This is a genomic window from Hymenobacter sp. M1-2 (assembly GCF_057808495.1).
In genome coordinates this window covers 230,943-243,396 of the sequence record NZ_JBTYZO010000001.1, presented here as the reverse complement: position 1 = coordinate 243,396, position 12,454 = coordinate 230,943, and the positions used below count along the sequence as shown (strand labels likewise).

General features: G+C 58.6%; 6 protein-coding genes and 1 riboswitch. Of the genes, 5 read left to right on the top strand and 1 reads right to left on the bottom strand.

Annotated features, from left to right (window positions below):
• Positions 1 to 49: 49 nt before the first annotated feature.
• The 5 genes from ACYSMN_RS01045 (at position 50) to ACYSMN_RS01025 (ending at position 10,473) form a co-directional block, all read left to right on the top strand.
• Positions 50 to 1,105: an efflux RND transporter periplasmic adaptor subunit gene (locus ACYSMN_RS01045; protein ID WP_488921973.1), complete on the top strand. Its 1,056-nt coding sequence runs from the start codon at positions 50 to 52 to the stop codon at positions 1,103 to 1,105.
• Positions 1,106 to 1,219: 114 nt separating this feature from the next.
• Positions 1,220 to 4,381 carry an efflux RND transporter permease subunit gene (locus ACYSMN_RS01040; protein WP_488921972.1) on the top strand — a complete coding sequence of 1,054 codons (3,162 nt, stop codon included), beginning with the start codon at positions 1,220 to 1,222 and terminating at the stop codon, positions 4,379 to 4,381.
• Between the two features lie 352 nt (positions 4,382 to 4,733).
• Positions 4,734 to 5,822, top strand: a complete 1,089-nt coding sequence (locus tag ACYSMN_RS01035) for an efflux RND transporter periplasmic adaptor subunit (RefSeq protein ID WP_488921971.1) — start codon at positions 4,734 to 4,736, stop codon at positions 5,820 to 5,822.
• A gap of 27 nt (positions 5,823 to 5,849) precedes the next feature.
• Positions 5,850 to 9,041 carry an efflux RND transporter permease subunit gene (locus ACYSMN_RS01030; RefSeq protein ID WP_488921970.1) on the top strand — a complete coding sequence of 1,064 codons (3,192 nt, stop codon included), beginning with the start codon at positions 5,850 to 5,852 and terminating at the stop codon, positions 9,039 to 9,041.
• The gene (locus ACYSMN_RS01025) at positions 9,034 to 10,473 is read left to right on the top strand and encodes a TolC family protein (RefSeq protein ID WP_488921969.1); all 1,440 of its coding nucleotides are present in this window, start codon (positions 9,034 to 9,036) and stop codon (positions 10,471 to 10,473) included. The genes ACYSMN_RS01030 and ACYSMN_RS01025 overlap by 8 nt, the downstream gene beginning before the upstream one ends.
• 334 nt (positions 10,474 to 10,807) lie before the next feature.
• Here ACYSMN_RS01025 and ACYSMN_RS01020 read toward each other — a convergent pair whose 3' ends face one another.
• On the bottom strand, positions 10,808 to 12,145 hold the full coding sequence (locus ACYSMN_RS01020; RefSeq protein ID WP_488921968.1) for a chloride channel protein: 1,338 nt from the start codon (positions 12,143 to 12,145) through the stop codon (positions 10,808 to 10,810).
• A 54-nt stretch (positions 12,146 to 12,199) separates the two neighbouring features.
• A riboswitch (Fluoride riboswitch) is annotated at positions 12,200 to 12,274 on the bottom strand.
• Positions 12,275 to 12,454: the final 180 nt, after the last annotated feature.

Below are 12,454 nucleotides of genomic sequence, written 5' to 3'. Positions count from 1 at the left end.
GACTATGAACCGCTTTGCTTCTTTGCTTTCTTCTGTGATCCTTGTGAGCATGCTCGCCGGCTTCAGCGGCTGCACCCAATCCGACGCCACTCCGCCCAAAGCCGAGGCTGGCTTCTCGCTCTCCGACACCATGATGCGCGAAATCAAGCTCGATACCGTGCGAGAGGAGCCCGTACGCGACGAATTGACTCTCTCCGGCCAGATTGCCAGCAACGGCGACCGGACGGCTAAGGTGTTTCCGCTAGTGGGCGGCGTGGTGGAAGACCTGCGCGTAGAACTCGGCGACTACGTGCAGAAGGGCCAGGTGCTGGCCATCGTGCGGTCTGGTGAGATTGCCGACCTCCAGAACCAGAGCAGCACCGCCGGCACCGACCTCGATATTGCCCGCAAGAACCTGGCCGTAGCCGAAGATCAATTTCAGGCCGGGCTGGCCTCGGAGCGCGACGTGGTGCTGGCTCGCAAAGAGCTGCAAAAAGCGCAGAGCAACGTGGGCAAGTCGCGTAAGCAGCTGGGCGTGTACGGCGTGACGGCCGACGGTAAATACGCCGTGCGGGCGCCTATTTCGGGTTTTATCACGGAGAAGAACGTGACCGAGAGCATGCAGTACACCAACGACAACGTGGACCATTTTTTCACTATTGCCAACCTGGACGATGTGTGGATTATGGCCAACGTGTTCGAGTCGGACATCTCGAAGGTGAAAGAAGGCTACGCCGCCGACGTGACCACCCTCGCCTACCCCGATAAACACTTCCAGGGTCGCATCGACAAAGTGTTCAACGTGCTCGACCCCGATGCCAAGGTGATGAAAGTGCGAGTGCGGCTGAAGAACCCCGACTTCCTGCTCAAGCCGCAGATGTACGCTCAGATCAAGGTGTCCAACACGGAAAACCGCCAACTGCTGGCCGTGCCCGCCAAGGCCGTCATCTTCGACAAAGACCGCAACTTCCTGATGGTGTACCGCGACCGGCAGCACGTGGATACCCGCGAGGTAAACGTGCTCAAGACCGTCGGCGACGTGAGCTACGTGGAGTCGGGCGTGCGGTCCGGCGACGTAATTATCGCTAAAAACCAGCTGCTCTTGTACAACCAGCTGAACGACTAGATTAGTCAATGATCAATTGACAATGAGCAAGGTCTCAAAGACCTTGCTCCGGTTGGCTATTGCCTTCATTGTCCGCCAATTGCTCATTGTTCATTCCTCATTGATTCATTGAAAATGAACAAGTTCATCCAAGGCATCATCGCCTTTTCGCTCAAAAACCGTGGCTTCGTGTTTCTGATGACCGTGGTGGTCATCGTGGCCGGGGTGGTAAGCTACCGCAACACTCCCATCGAGGCCTTTCCGGACGTTACGAACACGGAAATCACCATCATCACGCAGTGGCCGGGCCGTTCGGCCGAGGAGATTGAGAAGTTTGTAACGGCGCCCATCGAAATTGCGCTGAACCCGGTGCAGAAGAAGACTTCGGTGCGCAGCACGTCGCTCTTCGGCCTGTCGGTGGTGAAGGTGATTTTCGACGACGGCGTGGAGGATTTTTTCGCCCGCCAACAGGTGAATAATCTACTGGCCGGCGTGGATTTGCCCGACCAAATCAACCCCGAGGTGCAGCCACCCTACGGCCCCACCGGCGAAATCTACCGCTACACTCTGGATGGCAAAGGCAAAACGGCGCGCGAGCTGAAAACCATTCAGGACTGGGTGATTGAGCGCAACCTGAAGGCCGTGCCCGGTGTGGCCGACGTGAACAGCTTCGGCGGCGAGGTGAAGGGCTACGAAATCAGCGTGGACCCCACCAAGCTGCAAACCTTCGGCATCACTCCGCTCGACGTGTACGAGGCCATTCAGCGCTCCAACATCAACGTGGGCGGCGACGTCATCAATGCCGGCCAGCAGAATTTCGTGGTGCGCGGCATTGGGCTCTTGAACGACATCGGCGACATCAACAACACCGTCATCAAGAACATCAACGGCGCCCCGATTCTGATCAAGAACGTGGCCGTCGTGCAGGAATCGGCCTTGCCGCGCCTGGGCAAGGTGGGCCGCGGGCTCGAAGACGACAAAGTGGAAGGCATTGTGGTGATGCGCAAAGGCGAAAACCCCTCGGAGGTAATTGCCCGCCTGCAAGAGAAAGTGCACGAGCTGAACGAGAAGATTCTGCCCCACAACGTGCAGATCAGGACCTTCTACGACCGGCAGCAACTCATCGACTTCTCCACCGAAACCGTGATTCACAACCTGCTCGAAGGCATCGTGCTCGTGACCGTGATTGTGTTCCTGTTCATGGCCGATTGGCGCACCACCATTATTGTGTCGGTGATTATCCCGCTGGCGCTGCTGTTTGCCTTCATCTGTTTGCGCCTGAAGGGCATGTCGGCCAACTTGCTTTCGATGGGCGCCATCGACTTCGGCATCATCATCGACGGGGCCGTGGTGATGGTGGAAGGGCTCTTTGTGGCCCTGGACCACAAGGCGCACAAGGTGGGCATGGAGCGGTTCAACCACCTGGCCAAGCTGGGCCTGATCAAGAAAACGGGCCGCGACATGGGCAAGGCTATTTTCTTCTCCAAGGCCATCATCATCACCGCCCTGCTGCCAATTTTCTCGTTCGAAAAAGTGGAAGGCAAGATGTTCTCGCCGCTGGCCTGGACGCTGGGCTTCGCCCTGCTTGGCGCGCTCGTCTTCACGCTCACGCTGGTGCCGGTGCTGGCTTCCATGCTGCTCAACCAGAACGTGCGGGAGAAAGACAACTTTTTCGTGCGCGCTATCAACCGCGGGGCGGCGCGCTTCTTTCGCCTCACGTACAGTCGTAAGACCCTGAGTTTGCTTGTTGCCACGGCCGCCGTAGCCCTTGGTCTGGGCGCCTTCAAGTTCCTGGGTTCGGAATTCTTGCCCGAGCTGAACGAGGGTTCCATTTACGTGCGGGCGCAGCTGCCGCTGAGCATCGGCCTGGACGAGTCGAACAAGCTTTGCAACGAGATGCGCCGGGTGTTTCTGGCCTACCCCGAAGTGTCGGACGTGGTGAGCCAGACCGGCCGCCCCAACGACGGCACCGACCCCACAGGCTTTTATAACAACGAGTTTCTGGTGCAGATCAAGCACACCAAGGAAGTGCAGGACAAAATGAAGCACGCCGCTTACCGCGAGGCGCTCATCGAGAACATGAAAGGCCAGCTGGCTCGCTTCCCCGGCGTGGTGTTCAACTTCTCGCAGCCCATCATGGACAACGTGGAGGAAGCTGCCTCGGGCGTAAAGGGCTCCATTGCGGTGAAGATTTACGGCACCGATTTGGGGCTGATGGAGGGCAAGGCCAGCGAGGTGTACAACGTGCTGAAGGAGGTGAAGGGCATCGACGACCTGGGCCTGCTGCACAACATCGGCCAGCCCGAATTGCACGTGGAGCTGAACGAGCAGCTGATGGCCAGCTACGGCGTGAGCAAGGCCGACGCCAACGCGGTGCTGGAAATGGCCGTGGGCGGCAAGCAGGCCACCCAGCTCTACGAAGGCGAGCGGAAGTTTCCGGTGCGGGTGCGCTACGAGGCGCAGTATCGCCAGACACCAGCCCAGATCGGCCAGCTGATGGTGCCTACGCAGGCGGGCAAGATGATTCCGATATCGGAAATCTCGCGCATCGTGCCCGTCACCGGCCCTTCGCTCATCTACCGCGACGACAACAAGCGCTTCTCGGCCGTGAAGTTCAGCATCCGCGGCCGCGACATGGGTTCCACCATCGAAGAGGCGCAGAAGAAAGTGCGGCAACGGGTGCAGCTGCCCAAGGGCTACTCCATGAAGTGGACCGGCGACTTCGAGAATCAGCGCCGCGCTACCCAGCGCCTCACCCAGGTGGTGCCTATTTCGCTGGGGCTGATTTTCTTCATTTTGTTCATTCTGTTCGGCAACCTCAAAGACGCTGGGCTGGTGCTGCTGAACGTGCCTTTCGCCATCATCGGCGGCATTGCCTCGCTGCTCATCACGCACACCAACTTCTCGATTTCAGCCGGTATCGGCTTCATTGCGCTCTTTGGTATCTGCATTCAGAACGGGGTGATTCTCATCTCGGTTTTCAAGCAGAACCTATTAAGGAAAATGAGCCTCGATGAGAGCATCTTCGACGGCGTGAAAACCCGCGTGCGGCCGGTGGTGATGACGGCCCTAATGGCTACCATCGGCCTGATGCCGGCCGCCATCAGCACCGGCATCGGCTCCGAAACGTCGAAGCCGCTGGCCATTGTAGTTATCGGCGGCCTGATTACCGGCACGGTACTGACGCTGTTCATCTTCCCGCTGATTTTCGAGCGGGCCTACCGCAGCCTGCACCAGGACGACCACGCCGAACCCGGCGAAATCTACACCGAAAAGCCGCAGCTGGTAACGGCCTGATTGGTATTGGAGCGTGGTCGGGAGCCCGCCTGCAAACAGTGCTTCTGCTATTTTTCTGCGCGGTTTTCTACGCCAGGTGAGCCTCGTTCAACAAAAAAGAATTTTTGAATGGTTGGGCTGCTTGCTTCATACCGTCTTCATGTGCAGGTGAGTGTTTTGTGTCGCTCCTGCAGCCATTACAAGCACTGCAACGCTGGTATTTCTCTAGGCTTCGCCCCTACCGTTTGCGCACGATCAACGGGCCAACCCTCAGAAAAACAGCCAGCTACAGTGCTTGATGCCGGCGCTTAACGCACCCCATCCCGCGCACTTCTCTTACACAACATCTCCTAGGATCACCAGCACAGTTCTTATGAAAAGAAGGTCCCTGCTCATGCTCATGAGCGTCGGTGTCTTGTACTGCGGTACGAGCTGCACGCACAAACAAGAGGCAAAGGAAGAGCAAATCAAGCTTCTGGTTACCAGCCCTCTGAAGAAGGACACCACGGTTACCAAAGAATACGTGGCCCAGATCCATTCCATACAGCACATTGAGCTCCGGGCACTAGAGAAAGGCTATCTGCAAAAGATTTACGTCGACGAAGGGCAGTCGGTGAAGAAGGGCCAGCTCATGTTTCAGATCATGCCCCTGATCTATCAGGCCGAACTGCAAAAATCGCAGGCCGAAGCCAAGTTCGTGGGGCTGGAATACCAGAACACCAAAAAGCTAGCCGACAACAACGTAGTATCCAAGAGCGAGTTGGCCCTGGCCCAAGCCAAATATGACAAGGCCAACGCGGAGGTAGCCCTGGCCCAGACGCACCTGGCGTTTACGGCCATTAAGGCGCCGTTCGATGGCATCATGGACCATTTCCAGGGCCGGTTGGGCAGCTTGGTCGATGAGGGTGATTTGCTGACGACGCTGTCGGACAACAGCAAAATGTGGGTGTATTTCAACGTGCCGGAAGCCGAGTACCTGTCTTACAAAACCCACGCCCCATCCAGCGACGCGCAGAACGTGAAGCTGCTGATGGCCAACAACGAGGTGTTTCAGTATCCGGGCGTGGTGCAAACCATTGAGGCCGACTTCAACAACGAAACCGGCAACATTCCCTTCCGGGCCACTTTTCCCAACCCCAAAGGGCTGTTGCGCAACGGCGAAACCGGCAACATTCTCATGACCGTGCCGCTCAAAAAAGCCCTCATCATCCCGCAAAAGGCCACGTTCGAAGTCCTGGAGAAAAAATACGTGTACGTGGTAGACAAAAACAGCGTGGTGCACCAGCGGGAAATCACCATTGGGGCCGAAATGCCGGACCTGTACGCCATTCAGCAGGGCTTGTCGGGCACCGACAAGATTTTGCTGGAAGGGCTGCGCAAGGTGAAGGATGGTGATAAGATAAGCTACACCTACGAAGATCCGAAAACGGTAATTCCTCACCTCAAGGTGTACTCCGAGTAGAGTCGGCACGCCACAACAGCAAGACATATGTTTGCTAAATTCATTCGTCGACCCGTGTTTGCCATCGTTATTTCGGTGGTAATCATGTTCATGGGCTTCATTGCCATCAAGACGCTGCCCATCTCCCAGTTCCCGGAGATTTCGCCGCCCATGGTTATCGTGCGGGCGTCTTATCCGGGGGCCAGCGCCAAGGTGCTCACCGAATCGGTGCTGATTCCGCTGGAACAGGCCGTGAACGGGGTGCCAGGCATGAAATACATGACCTCCGACGCCACCAGCGCCGGGGAAGCCAACATCCAGGTGGTGTTCAACCTCGGCACCAATCCCGACCAGGCCGTCGTGAACGTGAATACCCGGATTGCCCAGGTGCTGAACCGCTTACCGGTGATTGTGCAGCGCGAAGGGGTTATCGTGAACCGCATCGTGCCCAACATGCTCATGTACGTGAACTTGTACAGCAAGGACAAGAACACCGACATGAAGTTCCTCTTCAACTTCGCCGGCGTGAACATGCTGCCCGAAATCCAGCGCATCAACGGCATCGGGCAGGCCAGCATTCTGGGGAGCCGGCAGTACGCCATGCGGGTGTGGTTGAAGCCCGACCGGATGCGCGCCTACAACGTTTCGGCCGACGAAGTAATGGAAGCCCTCAACGACCAGAGCGTTATTGGCTCGCCGGGTCGTATCGGCCGCAGCGACGGCAAGCGAGCCGAAGCGTTGGAATACGTGCTAACCTACCAGGGCCGCTTCAACGACGTGGAGCAGTACAAAAACGTCATTGTCCGGGCTAACCCGAACGGCGAAGTGCTGCGCCTCAAAGACGTAGCCAACGTGGAGCTGGGCAGCGAGTATTACGACATCTACTCCAACCTCGACGACTACCCGTCGGCGGCCATCGTGCTCAAGCAAACCTACGGCAGCAACGCCAGCGACGTTATTGCCAGCGTAAAATCCAAGCTCGACGAGCTGAAGAAGACCATGCCGCCGGGCATGGACTATAAAATCAGCTATGACGTTTCCAACTTCCTGGATGCATCCACCGAAAACGTGATTCACACGCTCCGGGACGCCTTTATTCTGGTGGCGCTGGTGGTGTTCATCTTCCTCGGCGACTGGCGCTCAACCCTGATTCCCATCCTGGCCGTACCGGTATCGCTCATCGGGGCCTTCGTGGCCATGCAGGCGTTTGGGCTGACTATCAACATGATTACGCTGTTTGCACTGGTACTCTCGATTGGTATCGTGGTCGACAACGCCATTGTGGTGGTGGAAGCCGTGCACGTGAAAATGGAGGAAGAACACCTGTCGCCGTACAACGCGGTGCGAAAAGTGGTGGGCGAGATTGGCGGAGCTATTATCGCCATCACCATCCTGATGACGGCCGTATTTATTCCGGTGGCCTTCATGAGCGGCCCGGTCGGCATTTTCTACCGGCAGTTCTCCATTACGATGGCCTCGTCCATCGTGATTTCCGGGGTCGTGGCCCTGACGCTGACGCCGGTGCTGTGCGCCATGCTGCTGAAAAACACGCACGGACAGCCCCGCAAGAAAACGCCCATCAACCGGTTCCTCGACTGGTTCAACCGGGGCTTCGAGCGGCTTACGGGCCGCTATACGGGCCTATTGGAGCTCATCGTAAACCGGCGGCTGGTCACGTTTGGAATGTTCCTGGCGTTCAGTCTGGGCATATTCGGCATCAGCTCTAAGCTGCCTTCCGGCTTTATTCCGAGCGAAGACCAGGGCTTGATTTACGCCATCGTGCAGACGCCGCCTGGCTCCACCCTGGAGCGCACCAACGACATTGCCCGGCGTTTGCAGCAGCTATCGAAGGGAGTGCCCGGCATCGAAAACATTTCGACCATCGCGGGCTATGAGGTACTCACGGAAGGCCGGGGTTCCAACGCCGGTACTTGCCTGATTAACCTCAAACCGTGGTCGGAGCGCAAGCAGTCCGTCACGGAAATCATTGAAGAACTGGAGAAAAAGGCGCACGAAATTCCGGGAGCCACCATCGAGTTTTTCGAGCCACCGGCAGTACCCGGCTACGGCGCGGCGGGCGGCTTCCAGCTGCAACTGCTGGATAAAACCAACACCGGCGACTACAAGGCCCTCGAAAAGGTGAACGAGGACTTCATGGCCCAACTCAGAAAGCGCAAGGAGCTAACGGGCCTGTTTACCTTCTACAGCGCGAAGTATCCGCAGTACGAGTTGCAGATCGACAACCAGCGGGCGATGCAGAAAGGCGTGAGCATCGGCAACGCCATGAACACGCTCTCGATTCTGGTGGGTAGTACCTACGAGCTGGGCTTTATCAAGTACCAGCGCTTCTTCAAGGTGTTCGTGCAGGCTTCGCCGGAGTACCGCAAGCTGCCGCAGGACATCATGCAGCTGTACGTGAAAAACAACCGCGACGAGATGGTGCCTTTTTCGGCCTTCATGCGCATCGTGAAGACCCAGGGCGCCAACGAGATTAACCGCTACAACATGTATACCACCGGCTCCATTCGCGGGGGTCCGGCCGAGGGCTACAGCAGCGGCGAAGCCCTCAAAGCAGTGCAAGAAGTAGCCAGCAAAACCCTCCCCCGGGGCTACGATATTGATTGGGGCGGCCTGTCGAAAGACGAGGTGTCGCGCGGCAACGAAGCCGTGGTCATCTTCGCCATCGTGCTGGTGTTCGTGTACCTGGTGCTCGCCGCGCAGTACGAGAGCTTCCTGCTCCCGCTGGTGGTGATACTGTCGCTGCCGACGGGCGTGTTCGGGTCGTTTTTGCTGCTCAAACTGCTGGGCCTGGCCAACGACATTTACGCCCAAGTAGGGCTGGTGATGCTGGTGGGCTTGCTTGGTAAGAATGCCGTATTGATTGTGGAATTTGCCGTGCAGAAGCACGAGCAAGGCATGTCGGTGCTGGAAGCGGCCATTGAAGGGTCCAAGGCCCGTTTCCGCCCCATCCTGATGACTTCCTTCGCCTTCATCGCGGGTCTGATTCCGCTGGTGCTGGCCACGGGGGCCGGGGCTATTGGCAACCGCACTATTGGCACTTCGGCCCTGGGCGGGATGCTGTTCGGTACCATTTTCGGGGTCATCATCATTCCCGGCTTGTACTACATCTTCGGGACATTGGCAGCAGGCCGCAAGTTGATTCGGGACGAAAACGAATACCCGGTAACCGAGGGCGTTGAGCCGCGGGTACTAATTGAAGAAACGGAGCCTTATGCTTAAGAGACGCATCTACCAAGGTTTTAGCGCCGCCTGCCTGGCCTTAGCGGTTGGGGCTTGTAAAACGCCGCAGTTGGTGGAGAGAAAAGTGAACCGCAGTGTTCCGGCCAGCTATACCAGCGCCACCGCCCAGGATACGGCCAGCACGGCCCGCACGCAGTGGAAGCAGTTCTTCACCGACCCCAACCTGACGGCCCTCATTGATACCGCGCTGCGCAACAACCAGGAGCTGAACATCGCGTTGCAGGAAATCCAGATTGCCCGCAACGAAGTGCAAATCCGAAAAGGCGAGTATCTACCCTTCGTGGGTCTGGGGGCCAAGGCCGAGGCGGAGCGCCCAGGCCGGTATACGCTCCGGGGCGCTACGGAGGAAGCCATCAATATCAAGCCCGACAAGCCAACGCCCGACCCGCTGGCCAACTACCAGCTAGGCGCCTTCGCCAGCTGGGAAGTGGACATCTGGCACAAGCTGCGCAATGCCCGAAACGCGGCGGCCATGCGCTACCTGGCCAGCGTGGAAGGCCGGAATTTCACGGTGACGAACCTCATTGCCGAGATTGCCAACTCGTACTACGAATTGCTGGCTCTCGACAACCAACTGGCCCTTACCAAGCAGAACATCGAGCTGCAAACCAACGCGCTGGAACTGGTGAAGCTCCAGAAAGAATCGGCCCGGGTGACGGAGCTGGCGGTGCAACGCTTCGAGGCGCAGGTGCACAACACCCGCAGCCTGCAATTCAACATTCAGCAGCGCATCACGGAAACCGAAAACCGGATTAACTTCCTGGTCGGCCGCTACCCCCGCCCCATCGTCCGCGACGACGCCTCGTTCAACGACTTAGTACCTACTTCCATTCAGGCGGGAGTGCCCTCGCAGTTGCTGCTGAACCGGCCGGATATCCGGCAGGCCGAACAGAATTTGGCGGCAGCTAAGCTGGACGTGAAAGTGGCGCGGGCCAACTTCTACCCGGCGTTGCGCATCACGGGCACCGCGGGTTTTGAGGCGTTCAAGCCCGGTATGTTGCTCTCGACGCCCGAATCCATGATGTATTCGTTGGCGGGTGACTTGGTTGCTCCTTTGGTTAACCGTAACGGCATCAAAGCGGTGTACGGCACGGCCAATGCCGTGCAAACCCAGGCGATTTATCAGTACGAGCGGACCGTTCTAAACGCGTACGTGGAGGTAGCCAACCAGCTGGCCAGCATCGGCAACCTGCAAAAAAGCTACGAAGAGAAAGCCAAAGCCGTGCAGGCGCTTAATCAGTCCAACACGATTTCGAACAGCCTCTTCCGCTCCGCCCGAGCCGACTACACGGAAGTGCTGTTCACCCAGCGCGACGCCCTCGAATCGAAGTTTGACCTGATCGAAACCAAGATGCAGCAAATGAATGCCACGGTCAACGTGTACCGGGCATTGGGAGGTGGCTGGAAGTAAGTTGGTAGTAGGTAGTAAGAAGCGCCGTCGTTTAACCCCACCCCCGTCCCCTCCCCTCCGGGAGAGGGGTGCCAGACGTCCGCAACGCTGTCGTTGTTTATTCAGAACGCACCCCTCTCCCGGAGGGGAGGGGACGGGGGTGGGGTCTGCAAGTACATCTTAGAGCAGTTTCGGCATGCGTGTACACAGCGGCGGAATCAGTCCGCGCCGTACCTAGTTAGAGCAGTTGAGGAAGGAGGATACGCCGAGGCGGCACCAGCCCCTACCTCTTCCGCCGTACACTGACTTCGAAACCGCTCTAGTAATCTAACCAGGTTCGGAAGCCCGTGACGTTTCAGTCGCGGCTCTCCGGGCCTGTTGCTGTTGGCCGGGTTTGGCGGTGCGCTGGGATGTTGCCGAGTGGCTGGCCCTGCTCCCGGCCGAAGCGCAGGTGTTTGGCCCGCCCGACAACCTGAGCGGAGTAGATGCCGGTATGGCCCGAGAACAGGTAGGCCGCCACGCAGGCCAGCGCTAAATATCCGCCAGCTGGCGTCCCGAACAGTTCCAGCCCCATCAGGGTGCAGGCCAGCGGCGTATTGGCCGCTCCGGCAAACACGGCCACGAAGCCCAGCGCTGCCAGCAACGCCACCGGCAATGGCAGCACCAACGCCAAAGCCGAGCCCAGCGTTGCGCCAATAAAGAACAGCGGCGTCACTTCGCCGCCCTTGAAGCCGCAGCCCAGCGTGAGGGCCGTTAGCAAGAGCTTCAACAGAAAATCCTGGGGCGGCAGCGGCGCCTCAAACGCGGCCACGATGGTCGGAATACCCAGCCCAATGTACTTGGTGGTACCTAGCGCCGCCACGGCCAGCGCCACCAGCGCGCCGCCTACCACCGGGCGCAGCGGCGGATAGGCAATGCCCTGAAACAGCCGCGTGATACCGTGTGTGAGGCCGACGAAGCCGCGGGCGGTAAGTCCAAACAGAATGCCGCAGCCCAGCGTGAGCAGCAGCGTACCGGGCGTAATGGGCGGCACGTCGAGCAGTGGGTAGTCCGTATGGCCCACGCCCCAGGCTCGCGTCACGAGGTCGGCGCCGATGGCGGCCAGGAAGCTGGGCAAGATGGCGTCGTAGCGGATGGAGCCTAGCAGGAACACTTCGAGCCCGAAAACGGCCCCGGCCAGCGGCGTCCCGAACACGGAGGCGAAACCGGCGCTAATGCCGGCGATGAGCAGGATTTTTCGGTCGCGGGGGCGCAGGCCGAGCAGGCGGGTGAGTTGGTCGGCGAGGGCGCCGCCCATTTGTACGGCGGTGCCTTCGCGGCCAGCCGAGCCGCCAAATAAGTGCGTGGCCAAGGTGCCAAACAGCACCAGCGGGGCCATGCGCAACGGAATGACTTGGCGCGGATTGTGAATCTCGTCGAGGATGAGGTTGCTGCCTTTCACTACGCTTTGCCCCAGGTAATGGTAGCTGCCCCCCACCACGAAGCCGCTCACTGGCAGCAGCCAGATTATCCAAGGGTGCATTTCTCGCCAGGCAGTAACCCAGTCAAGCGCGACAAGGAAGAAGGCCGACGCCGAACCAGCCAGCCCCGCCACCACGGCGCAAATCAGCAGCCAGCGGACCAGAAACAACAGCTGCGGCGCTTGTTTGAGGGCCAGCAGGGGCCGCAAGAAACGAGAAGGACGAGGAGCCACGAGCAACAGGGTAAAAGCCGATACCATACCACGCCTCACCAACGCGAGGCCGTGGCAAACCCAGGAGTCATCAGCACAAAGCCGCTAGGCTCTGGCGGTTCATGGTGGCACCCCATCACCGAACTAGCGGCGAATATAGGCCCTTTGCCTCATAAGAGGTGCTTGGGTAATTAGGTGAGTAGGTGATTAGGGGAGTAGGTGACAGGTATATAGTCCTGGGAATCTTATGGATAAAAGCAGGGACGTTTACCTGAAACTCATTACTTCATCCGTAGCGCCTTTGCCTTCGTGGCTCAGGGTTAAAACCCT

What these genes read in the sequence shown, in the direction of transcription:
- ACYSMN_RS01030 (WP_488921970.1), top strand. Translation starts at nt 5,850, where the DNA reads ATGTTTGCTAAATTCATTCGTCGACCCGTGTTTGCCATCGTTATTTCG.
- ACYSMN_RS01045 (WP_488921973.1), top strand. Translation starts at nt 50, where the DNA reads ATGCTCGCCGGCTTCAGCGGCTGCACCCAATCCGACGCCACTCCGCCC.
- ACYSMN_RS01040 (WP_488921972.1), top strand. Translation starts at nt 1,220, where the DNA reads ATGAACAAGTTCATCCAAGGCATCATCGCCTTTTCGCTCAAAAACCGT.
- ACYSMN_RS01035 (WP_488921971.1), top strand. Translation starts at nt 4,734, where the DNA reads ATGAAAAGAAGGTCCCTGCTCATGCTCATGAGCGTCGGTGTCTTGTAC.
- ACYSMN_RS01025 (WP_488921969.1), top strand. Translation starts at nt 9,034, where the DNA reads ATGCTTAAGAGACGCATCTACCAAGGTTTTAGCGCCGCCTGCCTGGCC.